Genomic DNA, 19,709 nt, shown 5'->3' on the forward strand with positions numbered 1-19,709 from the left:
ACCGGCGATCGACGTCATCTCTGCTACCTTGAGTCGCCACAAACGGACGGATGACGCCGCCGCAACGGTCGGCGGTCACGGCCCCGCCCCGCACCTGCTCCGCGGGCCCCTGGCAGATCGGCTGAGGAGAGCCGGTAACGTTGCTCGTGACCAGGAGTGCCGGCCGTGTCGGTGGCCGACGGTCCGGTTCGTTCCGGTGTGCACCCCGGCGCAACGCCGGGCAGTGCGCGAACAGCCGGCCCGCCGTCCGTGGTGGCCCACAGTCAGTGGCGGGGGAAGATCGCTGGAGGTCCGGTCGATGCATCACCGATGGTTGAGCTCTCGGCCGTCCAAGCGAGGCATACCGCGAACCGCGACAGGATGGGGTCGACCCGAACCACACCCGAGATCCGACGCGCTGTGGCGACCACGGAACGGTCGACGATCGGCGCAGTGCGGGGCATCTTCATGACCGCCACCATCCGACCCGGACGGACGACTCGTACAATTCGGGCGATCCGTATATTTCGGTCAATTGTCGCGATAGAGGCGACGGCGTGGCGCTCCCGCGGACCACGTCCTTGTGGCGGACCGGCTGGGCGGCGTCGTCCCGCGGGTCACGCTCCTGGGGAGGGGCACGCGTGACGGAGACGATGTCGGGGGACGCCCGCGCCTCCGCCGGGTCGAACTTCGTCTCGCGATCCCGGCCCGGCGCGGCGCCCTACCCGCCGCAGACCCGGCCCGGGGCCGCCGGACCGTCGAGCCCCTCCGGACCGACCCCGGGCGGGCAGCCCGGCTGGACCGGGACCGGTGGCCGCCACAGCGTCGCTCGCGCACACTCGGTCGCGGCGCTCGAGAACGTGGCCTACCGGGCGCAGGTCAGCTGGGAGCGCCGCTACGTGCGGCTGCTGATCCTGTTCGACGCGGCGGCCTGCGTGGTCGCCGCCGGGCTGGCGTTCTTCGTGCGGTTCGGCGACCTCGTCGACTTCGAGACCAAGCCGGTGTCGATCAAGCCGTACATCCTGATGACGGTGCTGCTGCCGCTGGCGTGGGTGCTCGCCATGTCGCTGAACCGGGCCTACGAGACCCGGTTCCTCGGCGGCGGGTCGGAGGAGTTCCGCCGGGTGGTCAACGCCGCGGCCAGGTTCACGGCCGCGCTCGCCATCATCTCGTATGCGACCAAGGCCGAGATCGCCCGCAGCTACGTCCTCATCGCGTTCCCCGCGGCGACCCTGCTGTCGGTGGCCGGCCGGGTCATCGGGCGCGGCATCCTGCACCGGATGCGCCGCGCCGGGCGCTGCCTGCACCGGGTCCTCGTGGTCGGGGCCGGCGAGTCCGCCGCCACCCTGGTCCGCCTCGCCCAGCGCGACCCGACCTCCGGCTGGTCCGTGGTCGGCGTCGTGCTCGACCGCTCGCCGGGCCGACACAGCCACGACCGGCCGGAGCGCAGCGGGTTCGACCTGCTCGGGGTGCCGATCGTGGGCACCTCGGAGACTTTGCACACCGCCATCACCGCCACCCATGCCACCACCGTCGCGATCTGCCCACAGATGGACGGCGAGACCTTGCGCCGGGTGCTGTGGACGCTCGAGGGCAGCGACGTCGACGTGCTGGTCTCCTCGGCGCTGACCGACGTGACCGGCCCGCGGATCTCGATCCGCCCGGTGGCCGGGCTGCCCCTGCTGCACATCGAGGAGCCGGAGCTCAGCGGGACCCGCCGGGTCATGAAGGGCGTGTTCGACCGCTGCGTCGCGGGCACGGTGATCCTGCTGTTCCTGCCGGTCCTGCTCGGCCTCGGGATCGCGGTCCGACTGACCAGCCGCGGCCCGGCGCTGTTCAAGCAGACCCGGGTCGGCCGGGGCGGCGAGCACTTCACGATGTTCAAGTTCCGGTCCATGTACGTGGACGCGGAGGCGCGCAAGGCCGAGCTGGAGTCGCGCAACGAGCGGGCCGAGGGCCTGCTGTTCAAGATGCGCGACGACCCGCGGGTCACGCGGGTCGGGAAGTTCCTGCGCAAGTGGTCGCTCGACGAGCTGCCACAGTTGATCAACGTGCTCAACGGCAGCATGTCGCTGGTCGGGCCGCGCCCGCCGCTGCCCTCGGAGGTCGCCCGCTACGAGGACGACGTGCACCGCCGGCTGATGGTGAAGCCCGGCCTGACCGGCCTGTGGCAGATCAGTGGGCGCTCGGACCTGGAGTGGGACGAGTCGGTCCGCCTCGACCTGCGCTACGTGGAGAACTGGTCGCTGGCGATGGACTTCGTTATTCTCTGGCGGACCGTCTTCGCCGTCCTGCGTCGCGAAGGCGCCTACTGACCCCGGCCTGACCGGCTACCCGGCCTGACCGGCTACGCGGGGGCGAGCCAGCCGGCGACGCGCAGATGATCGAGGATGCGGTCGACGGCCTCGTCTCCCGACAACTGCGCGGTGTTCACCGTGACGTCGGCATCGGCCGGTTCCTCGTACGGGTCCGACACTCCGGTGAACGCGGGGATGACGCCGGCCCGGGCCTTGGCATACAGGCCCTTGCGGTCGCGCGCCTCGCAGACCTCGAGCGGCGTCGAGACGTGGATCAGGACGAAGCCGCCGCCGGCCGCGTGGACCATCTCGCGGACCTGCGTGCGAACCTCCGCGTAGGGGGCGATCGGCGCACAGACCGCGGTGCCGCCCGCCCCGGCCACCTGCGCGGCGACGAACCCGATGCGGCGCACGTTGGTGTCCCGGTCGGCGCGGGAGAAGCCCAGGCCCTGGGACAGGTGGGTACGCACGACGTCCCCGTCGAGCAGGGTGATCCGCCGTCCGCCCTGCTCGAGCAGCCGGCAGACCAGCAGCCCGGCCAGGGTCGACTTGCCGGAACCGGACAGCCCCGTGAAGAAGATGGTCAGCCCGCGCTGGGACCGCGGGGGGATCGCCCGGGCGAGTTCCGCGGCCACCGCGGGCGGGGTCAGCTCGGCGGGGATCGGCCCCCCGGCGTCGAGCAGTGAGGCCAGCTCCTGGCGGCCGGGCGCGCCGATGGCCGGGCCGATCAGGCTGCCGGACAGGCCGTAGCTGCTGGCCATGTGCGCGCGCTGGGCGGTGAGCCGGGCCAGCCCCTCGGCGTCCCCGTTCGTCGGCGACGCCCCGCCCGCGGCGCCGCTGTCCGGCTCGAGCGGAATGCCCGCCGGTGACAGGCCGGCGGGGGACAGGGCCGCCGGTTCGAAGCCCGCCGGTTCGAAGCCGGCCGGGCCGGGGGCCAGCGGATGGCGCGCGCCGCCGGCGGGTGGCAGGACCGTCGCGCTCATCCCGGGCTCCCGGGGGGTGGCCAGCAGCGACGAGGGGACGGCCGGGACGAGGACCAGCAGGCTGCGGTGGCGCGGCCGGTGGTCGTCGGCGCCCGGGCGGCGGTAGGGGTCGGGCGCCGGCTCGTGCCGGCGGCCCGCGGCGCCCGCCGCGATGGCGTCGGAGGCCACCGCCTCGGAGGCCAGGGTCGCCTCGCTCGGGCGCAGCGGCGCGTCCACGGCGTCCAGCGCGGCCTGCAGGCAGCGGACCCGCAGATGATGCCCGGCGTCCGCCGGGTCGGCGCCGCCCACCGGGGCGAGCACCACGCACCGCTTGCCCTGCCGGGTCAGGGCCCGGATGCGCCCCACGTCCGCGGTGTGCAGCAGGCCGTCGGCCCAGACCGCCCACGCCGCCCCGGCTCCCACCTGCGGACCGGTCCAACCGCGGGCGCGCAGCTCGGCGCGGAGCTGGTCCGGGGTCAGCCGCAGCGCGGGGTGGTCCGGGTGGTGCGGCAGGCGCACCCCGTCCAGCGTGCCGACCAGGCGCACGGTGGACCCGGCCGGGGCCGGGAGCAGCGTGCGCAGGTGCAGGGCGGCGATCATCACCCCCTCCGGGTCGCGCAGGGCGACGGTGGCCCCCGCCGCCAGCGGCTCGGCGTCGGCGGCCGAGACGGCGAGGATCGGCACCGGCACGCCGGCCAGCTCGTCCTCCGCCGGGTAGCCGGGGTTCGGGCCGAAGGCGCCGACGAGCAGCAGCTCCAGCTCGGCGAGCTGCAGCGGCGTCAGGGTAAGCGACGGCCAGCCGAGCGAGGCCGTCGTCAGCTCCGCGGCGCGGTCCGAGGTCACCAGGGACAGCAGGGGATCGTCGGCGGCGGGCCCGTGGGCCGGGCCGGCGGCGCCCACGGCGCCCGGCTTCGGGAGGCGGTCGGGATCGGGATCCGGATGAGAGGTGGCACTCACACCCGCGACCGTAACGGGTGACAGACTCCGTCCCGATGAACACCGACGACACCCGCCGGCCGGCCACCGTCCCCGTCGACATCGCGACAGACGAACTCGACGACGACGTCCTGGCCCGGCGACTGGCCACGGATGCCGGCAAACTGCTGCTCAGAATCCGGGAGGAGGTCGGGTTCGCGGAGCCCGCCACCCTGCGCGACGCCGGCGACGCGCGTTCCCATCAGCTGCTGACCCGGGCGCTGACCCGCCACCGTCCGCAGGACGCGGTGCTGTCCGAGGAGGGCGTCGACGACCCGGCCCGGCTGTCCGCCGAGCGGGTCTGGATCGTCGACCCGCTCGACGGCACCCGCGAGTTCGCCGAACCCGGCCGGTCGGACTGGGCGGTGCACGTCGCGTTGTGGCGCGCCGGCGAGCTCATCGCCGGCGCGGTCGCCCTGCCGGCGCTGAACGTGACGCTGTCGGCCGGCGGCGATCCCCCGGCCGCGGCCCGGCCCGCCGCGGCGCGCCCGCCGCGGATCGTCGCCAGCCGCACCAGGGCGCCCCGTATCGTCGGGGAGGTCGCCGAAGCTCTGGGCGCCAGCATCGTCCCGATGGGGTCGGCCGGGGCGAAGGCCGCCGCGGTCATCCGCGGCCAGGCGGAGATCTACCTGCACGCCGGCGGGCAGTACGAGTGGGATTCGGCGGCCCCGGTGGCGGTCGCGCGGGCGGCGGGTCTGCATACCAGCCGCCTCGACGGCACCCCGCTGCGGTACAACCAGCCCGACCTGTTGCTGCCCGACCTGGTCATCTGCGAGGCGACCCTGGCCCCGGCGGTGCTCGCGGCGATTCAGGCGGCAGATCCGCAGCGGTAGGACCACGCCCGGTGGCCGCCCGACGTTGCGGGCGGCGTGGCCGGACGCAGACCGCGACCGTCGGGTGCCCATCGTGCGACACGTGTGTCGCGATGGGGGAATTGGGTCGCGGGTGAGCCGGTTAACGTCGACGAAACCGCCGGTGGGAGGGCGGGTCGGCTACTTTGGACTGATACATCGGCGAGACGAGGGGTTTTCGCGTGCCTGTCACGGGTTACGAGCTCACCCACCTGCAGATGCTCGAGGCCGAGGCCATCCACATCTTCCGTGAGGTGGCGGCCGAGTTCGAACGTCCCGCGCTGCTGTTCAGCGGCGGGAAGGACTCGATCGTCATGCTGCGGGTGGCCGAGAAGGCGTTCTGGCCCGCGAAGCTGCCCTTCCCGCTGTTGCACATCGACACCGGCCACAACTTCGACGAGGTCCTGGAGTTCCGGGACCGCCGCGCGGCCGAGCTCGGCGCCCGCCTCGTGGTCGGCTCCGTGCAGGCGGCGATCGACGCCGGTGAGCTCACCGAGGACACCCGGCCCGGGGCCTCCCGCAACCAGCTCCAGACGCCGGTGCTGCTCGACTCGATCACCGACAACCGGTTCGACGCGGTGTTCGGTGGCGCCCGCCGCGACGAGGAGAAGGCCCGCGCCAAGGAGCGGGTGTACTCCTTCCGGGACGAGTTCGGCCAGTGGGATCCCAAGAACCAGCGCCCCGAGCTGTGGTCGCTGTACAACGGCCGGCATCGCCCCGGCGAGCACATCCGGGTCTTCCCGCTGTCGAACTGGACCGAGCTGGACATCTGGCGCTACATCGCCCAGGAGCGCCTGGAGATCCCCTCGATCTACTATGCGCACAGCCGCGAGACCTTCGAGCGTGACGGCATGCTGCTCGCGGTCACCCCACTGACCCAGCCGCGCGCCGGTGAGGCCGTGGTTCCCCGCCAGGTCCGCTACCGCACGGTTGGTGACATCACCTGCACCGGCGCGGTCGAGTCGACCGCGGCGACCGTCGACGAGGTCATCGCCGAGGTCGCGGCGACGCGGATCACCGAGCGGGGTGCGACCCGGGCCGACGACCGGGTCAGCGAAGCGGCGATGGAGGACCGGAAGCGGGAGGGGTACTTCTGATGGCCGAGCTGCTGCGCGTCGCGACCGCGGGGTCGGTCGACGACGGGAAGTCGACGTTGATCGGCCGGCTCCTCTACGACACGAAGTCGCTGTTCACCGACCAGCTCGCCGCCGTCGAGCGGACCAGCCGGGAGCGCGGCGACGGCTACGTCGACCTCGCGCTGCTCACCGACGGCCTGCGGGCCGAGCGGGAGCAGGGCATCACCATCGACGTCGCCTACCGCTACTTCGCCACCCCACGGCGATCGTTCATCCTCGCGGACACCCCGGGGCACGTGCAGTACACCCGCAACATGGTCACCGGTGCCTCGACCGCCGACCTCGCGTTGCTGCTCGTGGACGCACGCAAGGGCATCGTCGAACAGACCTGCCGGCACGCGTTCCTGGCCTCCCTGCTGCGGGTGCCCCATCTTGTGCTCTGCGTGAACAAGATGGACCTCGTCGACTTCGACCGGGAGGTCTTCGAGCAGATCAAGGAGGATTTCCGGCGCTTCGCGGCGAAGCTGGAGATCGTCGACGTCGCCACGATCCCGGTGTCCGCACTGACCGGTGACAACGTGGTGTCCCGTTCGCCGAGCACGCCCTGGTACGACGGCAGCTCGCTGCTGCACCACCTGGAGGAGCTGCACATCGCCTCCGACCGCAACCTGATCGACGTGCGGTTCCCGGTGCAGTGGGTGGTCCGGCCGCGCAGCGAGGAGCTGCACGACTACCGCGGCTACGCCGGGCAGGTCGCCGGCGGCGTGCTCAAGCCCGGCGACGACGTCATCGTGCTGCCGTCCGGGCTGACCTCGCGGGTCGCCGGGATCGACACCTACGACGGGCCGGTCGAGGAGGCGTTTCCCCCGATGTCGGTCATCGTCCGGCTGGAGGACGACCTCGACGTCTCCCGCGGGGACCTGATCGCCCGGCCGAACAACCAGCCGACGGTCGGGCAGGACCTCAACCTGATGGTGTCCTGGATGGTCGATGCGCCGCTGCGCCGCCGGGCCCGGGTCGGGATCAAGCACACCACCCGATCGGTGCGGGCGATGGTCACCGACGTCTGCTACCGCGTCGACATCGACACGCTGCACCGTGACGAGAGCGTCGAGACGCTGGGCCTCAACGACATCGGCCGGATCGCGCTGCGGACAACCACGCCGCTGTGCTACGACCCGTACCGCCGCAACCGCAACACGGGCAGCGTGCTGCTCATCGACGAGGCGACCGGAACCACCCTTGGTGCCGGAATGATCCTCTAGCGGTACCCGGCCCGCCGCAGCGACCCGGCGGGGCGCATGGGGCAGTTCGGATCGTCATCCGCTCGGCCGCAGCGCCTCGTCCGGCGGGACCCGCGTCTCGCCGAGCGCGGCCGCCCCGGCCAGGACGGGCAGCCGGTCGTTGTTGGCGACCAGCGCCGGACTTTCCAGCCAGGCGAGGTAGGCGCCCCGTTGCGCCGGCGTCATCGCCGCGCTCGGTCGGGGATCGCCGGTGGCGTCGAGGAAATCCGTCGTCGGACCGGTGATGTAGCCGTCGACACGCGGATCTCCGGTGTACACCCGCCGCCGCCCGTCGCTGTCGGTCACCGTGATCGGCCGCAGCGGATCCTCGCCACGGCGCGCCCAGAGCTGGCGGGCGCTCGCCTCGTAGGCCGCGGCCCACCCCGAGCCGAGCCGAGAGGCCTCCCGCAGCCGGGCGAGGATCCACGCCGGCCGGGTGGTGGACACATCGCGGTAGCGCTGCCGGACGAGGGCCTCGACCATGTCCACCGTGATCCCGACGCCGAGATGGGTGAACGTGGCGACCGGATCCGTCGGGTCGATCGACGTGACCACCGTGCCGAGCAGGTCGAGGATCACCGCCTGCCGCCGGCGATGGGCGGACCCGGCGTCGGCGTGTTCGCGCAGCACCGCGTCGGCGGCGTCGCCGAGGGCGTCGGTGAAGAACGCCTGCGCCCGGGCACCCCGCAGGTAGCCCAGTGCCCGCGGGCTCGACGGGTAGCCGCCGGCCCCGGCGTTCCAGCCCCGCGTGCGCCCCGCCACCCGCTCGTCGACACCGATCGCGTAGGCCGCGGCGTCCCGCCCGAGCATCCCGGCGAGCGCACCGCCGCGCAGGCTTTCCCGCAGCAGCGCCCGCCACGCCGCGACCGGGACCTGCCGGGCGGCGGATGCCGTCGTCGCCGGGGAGACCGGCCCGGGGACGACCGCCGTCACCGCGTCGTACATCTCCTCCAGGTAGGTGTGCAGCGCGGGGACGAAGGCAGCGCGCAGGTGCGGCGGCAGGGCCGGGCCGTCGGCGGCGTGCACGGCCCCGGCGAGGCGGGCGACGAAGTCCGCCGAGCCGCGCGGATCCGCCCGCCGCGCCGCCGGGCCGCCGGCCGCGGCGAGCAGCCCGGACCACGCTCGCGCGGTCGCGTCGTCGAGACCGACCGCCACCGGCAGATCCAGGTCCGCGACCGCGGCGCCAGCCAGAACCGCCTTGACGTACCGGGTGGCGAACCGGGCCGCCAGCCCCGGTTCACCGGCGATCGCCGCCAGCAACGCGACCCGGTAGCCTCGGTCCGCCGTCGCGTTGCGCAGCACACCCGCCACCTGACCGTCCGCCGGCGCCCGCCGAACCGCCGGCCCGGACCCCGGGCCGAAGGCCAGCCGGCCCAGCCGGTCGAGCAGCGCGCCGTCGATGCGGCCGGCCGTCAGCAGCGGTGTCAGCAGCACGGTCTCGGCACGGTCGTGACGTCCCCGGGTGTTGAACCGGCCCAGCCAGGAGTCGTCGAGCGTCCGGCCGCGGCTGTAGGCGGCGAAGGTTCGGCCGAGAATCTCCTCGGCGTCGCGCCGGTTCACCCCGGACGGTGGTGCCGGCCGGTTGACCATCGGCCCGCGGGAGCGTCCCGCCACCCCGGCGAGCAGGCGCGCGAGCCCGGCCGGCCCGAGCGCGTCGTAGAAGCCGGCGACGAAGTCGGGGTCGCGGCCTCGCGTGCGCAGCGCGCTCACCGCCTCCCGCAGGCTGGCCGCGGGTGCGTCGCCGCCTCCCGGCGCGTGGCCGCCCGGTGATCCCAGCCGCCGCCCGGCGCCGGCACCGTTGGCGCGGGCCGGACGTCCCGCCGACCCGGCGGGACGGCCGGCCGCGTCGTCCGCTCCCGCCGGGCTGCCGCCGGACAGCAGCGAGCGGGCCGCGGTCCGACCCGCGGCGCGTGCCGCCGGTCCACCGCCTGCGACGGGGACGGCTCCGAAACCGGCAGCGGTGTCCGCCCCGGGACCAGCCCCATCGCTGGGACGGGCTCCATCGTCGGCATCGGCGTCGGCGTCGGCGTCGGAATCGGGACGGATGACGGCCCCGTGGAGGGATCCCGTGGCTATGACGGGTTGGGCGGCAGGACCGGGTTGGGTGGCGAGGCCGGGGTGGTTGTCCAGGAGCGACCGGGAGTGCTGCACGGCCGGCGCGATGATGGCCGCCGAGGGCAGGAGCGACCGCCCCGCGTCGTCGGCGCCCTCGGCCAGCGCGAGCCGGCGGCGCAGCATCGCGGCGTCGGCGTCGAGCTCGTCGCCGAGCCGGGCCAGCCGTGCCGCCCAGCCAGCCGGGCCGCCGACCTGCGCCAGGGCGTGGGCGACGATCCGCGCGCCGGTGTGCAGGGCTTCGCCGGCGGACCGTACCGCGGCCGCGAGTGTGTGCAGCCGGGCGGGATCGAAGGCCACCCGGTTGCCGCCCGTACCGTGCCCGGAGGAATGGCCCGCGGCGAGGTGAACGGGATCACCGAAGCTCGGCACGGCGTCAGCCGATCGCCCGTGGCGGGGCGCCGGGCGCCGTCGACGGCCCGGCCGGGCCCGAGCTGGCCTGCTCGCAGACCAGCAGGCAGCGGTCGAGCAGAGCGGTCGCCTCGGCGGTGAGATGCCGAACCCGGCCGGCCCACTGCTGCGCCGCCCGGCCGTCCCACGCGCCGGCACCGGCGGCCGCGACCCGGTCCAGGGCGGTCATGATGTCCCGCCGGGTGCGCGCCACCGCACCGGCCGCCGTCGTCCGGGCTCCATCGAAGATCGTCATCCGCACACCACCGCCGTCGGGGTCAGGTTCGGTGCGGCGACGCTAACAACTCGCCGACGGGTCGCGCTGATCGTCCTTGGATCCTGTGGATGACGGCTGTGGGAACCGCCGACCTGTGGATAAAGCGGGTGCCACCCCGACCCCGCTATCTCGACCGGGCGCGGACGGGCCCGGCGCGGGGCGGCCTCAGCGCTGGTAGCGCAGGAAGAGATTGCCGTCCTCGGCGAGCACCTGGACCAGCCGCATCGTGGCCGGCTCGGGCCATGGCGGGCCCTCCACGATGCCCATGCGGCCGGGGCCGGCGAGCATCGGCGCCACGGTCAGGCACAGCTCGTCGAGCAGACCGGCGCCGGCAAGCTGGGCGTGCAGCAGCGGCCCGCCCTCCGTGAGCACCCGGGTCATCCCCCGTTCGGCCAGGGCTGCGAGGGCCGCCGCCGGGTCGACGGTCGTGTCGCCGCAGAGGACGACCTCGGCGACCGCCGCGAGCGCCTGCCGCTTGGCCGGGGGAGCAGCGTCGCAGGTGAGGATGATGGGCCGGACCTCGGCGTCGAACAGCCGGGCGCCGGGATCGAGGCCCGCGGTCGCGGTGACCACGGCGATCGGGGGGACGGCGGCGAGCCCCACGGCCTGCCGCCGGTCCCGCCGTTCGGGCGGGACGATCACCGGCCCGTAGTTCTCGTGGCGTGCGGTGCCGGCGCCGACGAGCACCACGTCGCTGAGCCAGCGCAGCAGCCGGAAGACCTGCCTGTCCGCCTCGCCGCCCAGCGGGCCGGACCGCCCACCCACCTCCGCGGCGCCGTCGACGGAGCTGACGAAGTTCGCCCGGACGTAGCTGGTCTGCCCGGCTGCGGGCGGATAGGCGTAGGCCTCGTCGAGATCGACCTCGGCCGCCTTCGCCACGACCTCGTCGCCGGCGGCGGCGGCGGGATCGTCCGCTCCGGCGCCGGCGGCCTCCGGCGTCGTCGGCGCCGCGACCGGCGCGGGCGTGCCTGGGCTGTCGGCGGGGCCGGGAACCGGGAGGATGCGTCGCACCGAGCCGACTGTAGCCGGTCGGCGAGGGGTCACCCGGCTCGTCCCGTCCCGCGACATACGGCCATCCAGCCTGTTCGCACTGCCCCGACCGGCGGCTCTGCGACCCGTGCGCACGGCGGCTCTGCGACCCGTGCGCATAGCCCCGACGGGCGGCTGTGCGACCCCCGTGCGCACTGTCTCGACCGGCCGGGCACTGTGAGTTCGGTCCCGGCTGCGCACGGCGGGCGGCCCGCCCCGACCTGCTCCGTAGGCTGGCGTGGTGGTGCAGCGCCTCGTCGACCGCCAGCCGCAGCCGCGACCCGACGATCTGGTCGCCGCGCTCGTCCCACCGCCGCGCTTCGACGCCGTCCGCTTTGCCGGCTACCTGCCCGACCCCGCGGAACCGAGCCAAAGCGCCGCGGTCACCGCCCTGTCCGTGTTCGCCGGCCGGGTGAACGCGGCCCCCGGTGGGGGTGGCGGCTCCGTCGGCGGGGCCCGGAGCGGCTGGTCGGGGCTGTTCGGCCGCGGCGCCCGTGGAGCCCGGTCGGGTGGTGCGGCCCGCGGGGCGGGAGTGGCCCGGCCGGGGGTGTACCTCGACGGCGGGTTCGGCGTCGGCAAGACGCACCTGCTCGCCTCGCTGTGGCACGCGGTGGCGGGCCCGAAGGCCTACGGCACGTTCGTCGAACTCACCTCGCTGGTGGGAGCGCTCGGCTTCGCGGCGACCGTGCGCGCCCTCGGCGGGATGCGGCTGCTCGCCATCGACGAGTTCGAACTCGACGATCCGGGCGACACGGTGCTCGTGTCGACCCTGCTGACCCGCCTCGCCGACGCCGGCGTCGCGCTGGCCGCGACGAGCAACACCCAGCCGGAGGATCTCGGCGCCGGCCGGTTCGCCGCGGCCGACTTCCTGCGCGAGATCCAGGGCCTGGCCGCCCGCTTCGACGTCCTGCGCGTCGACGGCACCGATTATCGGCACCGAGGACTGCCGCCCCCGCCCCCGCCCTGCGCCGACGGCGAGGTCGCGGCGCTCGCCGCCGCCCACGAGGGGGCCAGCGAGGACGGGTTCGCGGCGCTGTGCGCGCATCTCGCCGGGCTGCACCCGTCCCGCTACGGGGCGCTCGTCGACGGGGTGCGGCTGGTCGCGTTGCACGGCGTGGCGCCGGTCGCCGACCAGGCCGTGGCGCTGCGGGTCGTGGTGCTCGCCGATCGGCTCTACGACCGGTCGATTCCGGTCGTCGCCTCGGGCGTCGGACTGGAGGAGCTGTTCGGCGCGGAGCTGCTCGCCGGGCCGCATCGCAAGAAGTACCAGCGGGCGGTGTCGCGCCTTGCCGCGCTCGCCCGCGACGGCGCCCGCCTCATCGCCGCCGCCTGAGCGCACCGGGCGCACCGACCGCACGCCCGCGTCCGGCGCGTCCGGTGCGCTCCCCTGGACTGACTGGTCGGATCCACCCGCAGCTTCGGCCTGAGCCGGCTGCCCGCCGGGGCGGACGGACATCGGGGACCGGACCGCCGCGCTCGTCGGTGGACCCTGCGACGATGGACGCATGGGAACCTACGTCGTGCTGCTCGTCATGGTGTTGTTGGTGGGGCTGGCAGTGCTCGGCGGGCTGTATTTCCTGCTGTCCCGCGACCGCCTCCGACGATGACCGGCAGGCAGGCGATGACCGGCAGGCAGGCGATGACCGGCGGGCGGACGGCGGCGCCGTTCAGCCGGCGGGTGGCAGCAGGCGGGTGATGACGACGGACTCGCCGTCGAGCTCGACCCGGCCGGGCATGTAGGTGAAGCCGGGGGCCGAGGCCGCCGGCGCGTCGAACGGGACGCCGTCGAGCGGCACCGTCTGCCGCTGCGACGCCAGGTTGACGACGATCGCCACGTCCCCGCGCCGCACCACCAGCCAGCGGGCCTCCTCGTCGAAGGTGCACTCGACCGACGCCCAGGCCGGATCCGTCAGCGCCGGCAGCTTGCGGCGCAGCCCGATGAGCCGGCGGTGCCAGTCCAGCAGGCTGCCGTGGCCCGGGCGGGTCGGCTCGGACCAGTCCAGCTTCGACCGTTCGAACGTCGCCGGATCCTGCGGGTCGGGGACGTCGTCGGGTCCCCAGCCGTGCTCGGCGAACTCGGCGCGCCGCCCCTCCCGCACCGCGTCGCCGAGTCCGGGGGCGAGGTGGTCGGTGAAGTACTGCCAGGGGGTGTGCGCCCCCCATTCCTCGCCCATGAACAGCATCGGGGTCAGCGCCGAGGTGAGCAGCAGGGCCGCGCCGATCCGCAGCAGCCCGTCGCTGAGCTGCGCCGACGACCGGTCCCCCACCGCTCGGTTGCCGATCTGGTCGTGGTTCTGCAGGAAGGTGACGAACCGGTAGGCCGGCGTCGTCGGCGGCATCGGCCGGCCGTGGGAACGGCCGCGGAACGTCGAGTAGCCGCCCTCGTGCACGAAACCCTGCGTCAGCGCGTGGGCGAGCGTCGAGATCGACCCGAAGTCGACGTAGTAGCCCTGCCGTTCGCCGGACAGCGTCGCCCACAGCGCGTGGTGGGCGTCGTCGCACCACTGGCCGTCCAGGCCGTATCCGCCGGCCTCGGGCGCCACCACCAGTTTGGGGTCGTTGAGGTCGGACTCGGCGACGACGAACAGCGGCCGGCGCATCTGCGCCCCGAGCCGGTGCACCGACTCGGCGATCTCCTCGAGCAGGTGCAGCGCCCGGCTGTCCTGGAAGGCGTGCACGGCGTCCAGGCGCAGCCCGTCGCAGTGGAAGTCCCGCAGCCAGGACAGCGCGCTGTCGAGGATGAAGGCGCGGACCTCGTCCGACCCGGGCGCGTCGAGGTTGACCGCCGGCCCCCACGGGGTGATGTACCGGTCGGTGAAGTAGGGCCCGAACTGCCCCAGGTAGTTCCCGTCCGGGCCGAGGTGGTTGTAGACGACGTCCATGATCACGCCGATGCCGCGGGCGTGCGCCGCGTCGACGAACCGCTTCAGGCCCTCCGGGCCGCCGTAGGGCTCGTGCACGGCGAACAGGCCGACCCCGTCGTAGCCCCAGCCGTGGTGCCCCGGGAAGGCGTTGACCGGCAGCAGCTCGACGGCGTCGATGCCGAGCTCGGCGAGGTGGTCGAGCCTGCCGATCGCGGCGTCGAAGGTGCCCTCCGGGGTGAACGTCCCGACGTGCAGCTCGTAGAGCACGCTGCCGGCCAGCGCGATGCCCCGCCAGCTCGCGTCCGACCAGTGGAACGTCGCGTGGTCGACCAGCCGGGACCGGCCGTGCACTCCCGCCGGCTGCCAGACCGAGCGGGGATCGGGCAGCTCCTCGGTGCCCCCGTCGAGTACGAACGCGTAGTCCGTGCCGTGCTTCGCGGAGGGGACGTTCACCCACCACCAGCCCCGCCGCCCGGCGGACATCTCATGGGTGGCGTCGCCGGCGGAACCCGCCACGACCAGGCTGACCGTCTTCGCGTCCGGGGCCCACAGCCGGAAGGTGCTCATAGCTCCTGTCTACCTTCCGCCGCCGGCCGACATGCCGTGTCCGTGACAACGGCCCCCACCGAAGGTGCCCGCAGGACCCGGTTTCACCGGGCGGGACGGCCCCCTGTGACCGGTCTCATGGCAGCGGACACGCCAGGTGAGATCCGTGATCAGCGTCCAGGGGCGCGCGCCGCCCCGCCCCGTGCGGACGCTCGACGGTGGCGAAGGTCGATCCGGAGGAGGGGCCCGTTCGCGCCGGGTCAGGAGCGGGCGTCCGGGTCAGGAGCGGACGAGGAGGCTGACGGGGAAGTCGCGCAGCAGGCGCAGGACGTAGGCGGTGCCGCCGTCGTGCTTGCGGCCGGTCAACACGTCGGTCCAGCGGCCCTCGGGCAGGGGGATGGTCGTGTCGCGCCAGCCGCCGCCGCGGCGCAGGCCGAGGACCAGGCGGGGCACGACGGTGACCACCGACTCGGAGCGGGCGAAGGCGACCACGTTCTCCGCGGCCGAGCCGGACGCCCACAGCGGCCGGTAGGTGGCCCGGTCGCCGAACCACTCGGGGTGCTCGCGGCGGGTCCGTAGCGTCCGGGCGACGACGAGCAGCTTCGCGGCGCCGGAGTCGTCGAGCAGCGGCGGGCGCCGCGGCGCGCCGGTGTCCGCGCCCGGCTCGGCGCCGAGCTCGGCGAGCAGCTTCGTCCGGTCGCCGTAGTTCACCGGGCGGCGGTTGTCCGGATCGACCAGGGACAGATCCCACAGCTCCTGGCCCTGGTACACGTCCGGGACGCCGGGGACGGTGAGCTGGAGCAGCTTCTGGGCCAGCGAGTTCTGCCGGCCGAGCTCGACGAGGGTGCCGACGTAGCCGGTGAGCACGGCGAGGAACTCCTCGTCCTCCAGCACCGACTCGATGTAGTTCGTCAGCGCCGCCTCGTAGGCGGGGTCCTGGTCGGTCCAGCTCGTGTAGACCTTCGCCTCGCGGACGGCCTTGAGCATGTACTGGGTCGCCCGCTCGGTGGACAACGGCCAGGCGCCGACGAGGGTCTGCAGCAGGAAGTAGGCGGTGGACCGGTCCGGCCAGCCCTGCTCGGTGTCGCGGTGGCGCTCGCCGAGGCGGACCAGGCGGCCGGCCACCTCCGCCCAGCCGCGGGGGTCCTCCGAGAGGACGGCGAGGCGGGCGCGGACGTCCTCGGAGCGCTTCGTGTCGTGCGTGGACAGGGTGGTCATCGTCAGCGGCCAGCTGCGCTGCACGGTCAGGTTCGCCTCGTGGAACTCGGTGACGGCGCTGCGCGGATGCCCGGTGGTGAACGCCGGGAACCGCGCCGGGTCGCCGCCGACCTCGTTGAGAGCGATGAGCCGGGAGTAGCGGTAGAACGCGGTGTCCTCGATGCCCTTGGCCATCACCGGGCCGCAGGTCTGCTGGAAGCGCATGACGAACTCGGGCGGACCGCTCAGGGCCAGGTCTTCGATCAGGTCGACCTCGGTGGAGCGGCCGGGCAGGTAGGACCGGGCCTGCTCGCAGGCCCGCACCACGTGGCCGCGCGCCTCCAGGCTCGGGGTGCCGTCCGGACGGATGTAGGCCCGGTAGACGTCGAAGGCGGCCAGCACCTCGCACAGCGCCTCGCGCAGCCCGGTGCGGGTGAGGTCCGCGCGGGCCTCCCGGGCCTCGCCGAGGGCGAGCGCGGTCAGCCGGTCGACCTCGGGCTGCAGCACGCCGGCGAGCACGTCGAGCTTCGCGGCCCGGGCCTCGGCCTCGTAGTCGGGATCGGCGCGGGTGATCTCCTGGTAGAGCACGGCGAGGGGATGCCCGGCGACGGGATCGAGGAACAGCCGGGTCAGCCGGGCGATCCCCTCGTAGCCGGTGGTGCCGTCGCAGGCCCAGGTGTCCGGCAGATCCTCGTCGTGCTCCAGGATCTTCTCGACGACGGTCCACACCCCGCCGGAGGCGTCGGCCAGCCGCCGCAGGTAGCCCTCCGGGTCGGCCAGGCCGTCCGGGTGGTCGATCCGCAGCCCCTCGAACGTGCCCGCCCGGACCTGCTCGATGAGCAGCCGATGGGTGGCGGCGAAGACGTCGGGTTCCTCCTGGCGCAGCCCGGCGAGGGTGGTGATGTCGAAGAAGCGGCGGTAGTTCAGTTCGCTCGCGGCGACCCGCCACCAGCACAGCCGGTAGTACTGGGCGTCCAGGGTCGCGGCGACGTCGTCGGGGTCGGCGGTGCCGGGCGCGGTCGGCAGCACGTGGTCGTAGTAGACGACGACCCACGCGCCCTCGGTGTCCTGCTCGACGGAGATCTCCCCGGCGGCCAGGCAGTCCGCGAGGCCGGCGCCGAGGATCGGGACCAGCACCCGGCCCGGATTGTCGGGGGCGGCCCAGTCGATGTCGAACCAGGTGGCGTAGGGGGATTCGGGGCCCTCCCGCAGCACCGACCACCAGGCCGCGTTCGCCGCCTCCGGGGTGACGGACATGTGGTTCGGGACGACGTCGACGACGATCCCGAGGCCGGCCTTGCGGCACGCGGCGGCCAGCCGGCGCAGGCCGCCCGTCCCGCCGAGCTCGGGGTTGATCTGGCCGTGCTCGACGACGTCGTAGCCGTGCGTCGAGCCGGGGGCGGCCTCCAGCACCGGCGACAGGTACAGGTGCGACACGCCGAGCGCGGCCAGGTAGGGGACGACCACGGCCGCGTCGGTGAGGGAGAAGTCCAGGTTGAGCTGGAGCCGGTAGGTCGAGGTCGGGACCACTCGCTCGCCTCTGGAGCCGCCCGGCGGCGGGGCGGTCGGCTCAGTCGACACGGCGCAGCACGACCGTCGAACGGGCGTCGATCTCGATCGGGTCACCGGCCTTGACCACCTTGCCCACGTCGGTGGGGTCCAGGGCGGTGTGGGCCAGGGGGATGACCTCCAGGGTGGCGTCGATCTCCGCGGTGGACTTGCGGGTGTCGATGACCGTCTCCCAGGTCGCGCCGAAGCTCGGCGCCGGCACCCGGAAGGCGACCGGCTCGAAGTGGGCGTTGAAGTAGAGCAGGAAGGAGTTGTCAGTGATCGGCTGGCCGAGCGCGTCCGGGTCCGGGATGCCCTCCCCGTTGAGGTAGACGCCCAGGGAACGGGCCGTGCCGGACTCCCAGTCGGTGTCGGACATCTCGGATCCGTCCGGCCGCAGCCAGACGATGTCCTTCTTGGCCGGGTCGTCGCCCGCGGCCGGGTCGTCGCCCGCGGCGCCGCGGGCCGCGGCGCCCTGCCCGCGCAGGGAGATCCCCTGGAAGAACCGGCGGCGGCGGAAGATCGGGTGGTCCTTGCGGAGCCTGGACAGCAGGCCGACGAACTCGACCAGGTCCGCGTTGCGCTCGGCATCCGCCCAGTCCAGCCAGGAGATCGGGTTGTCCTGGCAGTAGGCGTTGTTGTTGCCGTGTTGGGTGCGCCCCATCTCGTCTCCGGCGACCAGCATCGGCACCCCCTGGGACAGCAGTAGCGTCGTGAGCAGGTTACGGGTTTGCGCGGTTCGCAGGGACAATACGTCCGGGTCGTCGCTCGGCCCCTCGACTCCGCAGTTCCAGGATCGGTTGTCGTCGGATCCGTCCCGGTTGTCCTCGCCGTTGGCCTCGTTGTGCTTCTCGTTGTACGAGACGAGGTCGCGCAGCGTGAACCCGTCGTGGGCGGTGATGAAGTTGATCGACGCCCAGGGGCGCCGCCCGCTGTTCTCGTACAGGTCGCTGGACCCGGTGAGCCGGGAGGCGAACTCGGCGATGCCGTGGTCCTGGCCACGCCAGAAGTCACGGACGGTGTCGCGGTACTTGCCGTTCCACTCCGTCCACAGCGGGGGGAAGTTCCCGACCTGGTAGCCGCCCTCGCCGAGGTCCCACGGCTCGGCGATCAGCTTGACCTGGGAGACGACCGGGTCCTGCTGGACCAGATCGAAGAACGACGACAGCCGGTCGACGTCGTAGAACTCCCGCGCCAGCGTCGCGGCCAGGTCGAAGCGGAAGCCGTCGACGTGCATGTCGGTCACCCAGTACCGCAGCGAGTCCATGATCAACTGCAGGACGTGGGGGTGGCGCACCCGCAGGCTGTTGCCGGTGCCCGTGTAGTCCATGTAGTAGCGGGGGTCGTCGTCCACGAGGCGGTAGTAGGCGGCGTTGTCGATGCCGCGGAAGCACAGCATCGGCCCCATGTGGTTGCCCTCGGCGGTGTGGTTGTAGACGACGTCGAGGATCACCTCGATCCCGGCCTCGTGCAGGTTCTTGACCATGCCCTTGAACTCCTGCACCTGCCGGCCGTGGCCGCCGGAGGCGGAGTAGCCGTTGTGCGGGGCGAGGAACGCGATCGAGTTGTAGCCCCAGTAGTTGCGCAGGTTCTTGCTGACCAGGTGCTCGTCGTGGACGAACTGGTGCACGGGCAGCAGCTCGATCGCGGTGACGCCGAGCTTGCGGTAGTGGTCGATCATCAGCGGGTGGGCGACGCCGGCGTAGGTGCCGCGGTACTCCTCGGGCAGCCCGGGATGGTTCTTGGTCAGCCCGCGGACGTGCGCCTCGTAGAACACCGACTCGTTGTAGGGCGTGCGCGGCGGACGGTCGCCGTTCCAGTCGAAGAACGGGCTGATCACGACCGACTTCATCATGTGCGGGCCGGAGTCGGCGTCGTTGACGCTGTCCGGGTCGCCGAAGGTGTACGGGAACACCGCCTGGTCCCAGGCGACCTCGCCGTCGACGGCCTTCGCGTACGGGTCGAGCAGCAGCTTGTGCGGGTTGCACCGGGTGCCGTGGGCGGGGTCGTAGGGGCCGTGGACCCGGTAGCCGTAGCGCTGCCCCGGCCCGACCGTGGGCAGGTACGCGTGCCAGACGAAGGCGTCGACCTCCTTGAGATCGACCTGCTCCTCCTTGCCCGTGTCGTCGAACAGGCAGAGCTGGACCCGGTCGGCGATCTCCGAGAAGAGCGCGAAATTCGTCCCCGACCCGTCATATGTGGCGCCCAGGGGATAAGGGCTGCCCGGCCATACCTGCGACATACGAACGAAGCCTACGGCCAGGACGGATGCTCTGATCCGGGGGCGCGCGAAATGTGAGGTCAGAGCTTCGCCGATCATTGA

Annotated in this window: 12 protein-coding genes; 5 read left to right on the forward strand and 7 right to left on the reverse strand. The window is 73.5% G+C overall.

The features are described from left to right. The first annotated feature begins 632 nt into the window (after positions 1-632). The gene (locus tag FF36_RS03605) at positions 633-2,294 is read left to right on the forward strand and encodes a sugar transferase (protein WP_199865325.1); all 1,662 of its coding nucleotides are present in this window, start codon (positions 633-635) and stop codon (positions 2,292-2,294) included. 32 nt (positions 2,295-2,326) lie between these two features. Here FF36_RS03605 and cysC read toward each other — a convergent pair whose 3' ends face one another. Further along, positions 2,327-4,195: an adenylyl-sulfate kinase gene (gene cysC / locus FF36_RS03610; protein ID WP_044883541.1), complete on the reverse strand. Its 1,869-nt coding sequence runs from the start codon at positions 4,193-4,195 to the stop codon at positions 2,327-2,329. A 35-nt stretch (positions 4,196-4,230) separates the two neighbouring features. On the opposite strand from cysC, the gene FF36_RS03615 reads away from it, so the two are divergent. The 3 genes from FF36_RS03615 to FF36_RS03625 all read left to right on the forward strand — a co-directional run bounded on the left by FF36_RS03615 (position 4,231) and on the right by FF36_RS03625 (position 7,405). Then, positions 4,231-5,046, forward strand: coding sequence for a 3'(2'),5'-bisphosphate nucleotidase CysQ (locus tag FF36_RS03615; protein ID WP_044883542.1), 816 nt, complete (start codon positions 4,231-4,233; stop codon positions 5,044-5,046). Positions 5,047-5,246: 200 nt separating this feature from the next. Next, positions 5,247-6,161 carry a sulfate adenylyltransferase subunit CysD gene (cysD, locus tag FF36_RS03620; protein WP_011603273.1) on the forward strand — a complete coding sequence of 305 codons (915 nt, stop codon included), beginning with the start codon at positions 5,247-5,249 and terminating at the stop codon, positions 6,159-6,161. Further along, positions 6,161-7,405 carry a sulfate adenylyltransferase subunit 1 gene (locus FF36_RS03625; protein WP_044883543.1) on the forward strand — a complete coding sequence of 415 codons (1,245 nt, stop codon included), beginning with the start codon at positions 6,161-6,163 and terminating at the stop codon, positions 7,403-7,405. The genes cysD and FF36_RS03625 overlap by 1 nt, the downstream gene beginning before the upstream one ends. Positions 7,406-7,459: 54 nt before the next feature. Here the strand turns inward: FF36_RS03625 and FF36_RS03630 are convergent, their stop codons facing one another. The 3 genes from FF36_RS03630 to FF36_RS03640 all read right to left on the reverse strand — a co-directional run bounded on the left by FF36_RS03630 (position 7,460) and on the right by FF36_RS03640 (position 11,213). Continuing rightward, a complete protein-coding gene (locus FF36_RS03630) occupies positions 7,460-9,907 on the reverse strand; it encodes a hypothetical protein (RefSeq protein ID WP_052680932.1) in 2,448 nt (815 codons plus the stop codon). Positions 9,908-9,911: 4 nt separating this feature from the next. Next, positions 9,912-10,181: a hypothetical protein gene (locus FF36_RS03635; protein ID WP_044883544.1), complete on the reverse strand. Its 270-nt coding sequence runs from the start codon at positions 10,179-10,181 to the stop codon at positions 9,912-9,914. A 186-nt stretch (positions 10,182-10,367) separates the two neighbouring features. After that, on the reverse strand, positions 10,368-11,213 hold the full coding sequence (locus tag FF36_RS03640) for a pyrimidine reductase family protein (protein ID WP_044883545.1): 846 nt from the start codon (positions 11,211-11,213) through the stop codon (positions 10,368-10,370). A 259-nt stretch (positions 11,214-11,472) separates the two neighbouring features. Here FF36_RS03640 and zapE point away from each other — a divergent pair, with 259 nt between their 5' ends. After that, a complete protein-coding gene (gene zapE, locus FF36_RS03645) occupies positions 11,473-12,564 on the forward strand; it encodes a cell division protein ZapE (protein WP_044883669.1) in 1,092 nt (363 codons plus the stop codon). Positions 12,565-12,898: 334 nt separating this feature from the next. On the opposite strand, the gene treZ is transcribed toward zapE, so the two are convergent. From treZ to glgX, 3 genes are all read right to left on the reverse strand, one after another. Then, entirely contained in the window at positions 12,899-14,662 is a 1,764-nt protein-coding gene (treZ, locus tag FF36_RS03650; protein ID WP_044883546.1) for a malto-oligosyltrehalose trehalohydrolase, read from the reverse strand. Between the two features lie 258 nt (positions 14,663-14,920). Then, positions 14,921-17,368: a malto-oligosyltrehalose synthase gene (gene treY, locus FF36_RS03655; protein ID WP_044883670.1), complete on the reverse strand. Its 2,448-nt coding sequence runs from the start codon at positions 17,366-17,368 to the stop codon at positions 14,921-14,923. A 40-nt stretch (positions 17,369-17,408) separates the two neighbouring features. After that, positions 17,409-19,628 (reverse strand): glycogen debranching protein GlgX, encoded by a 2,220-nt coding sequence (gene glgX, locus FF36_RS03660; protein ID WP_044883547.1) that lies wholly within the window; start codon positions 19,626-19,628, stop codon positions 17,409-17,411. Positions 19,629-19,709: the final 81 nt, after the last annotated feature.

The organism is Frankia torreyi, from assembly GCF_000948395.1.
Taxonomy (GTDB): Bacteria; Actinomycetota; Actinomycetes; order Frankiales; family Frankiaceae; genus Frankia; species Frankia torreyi.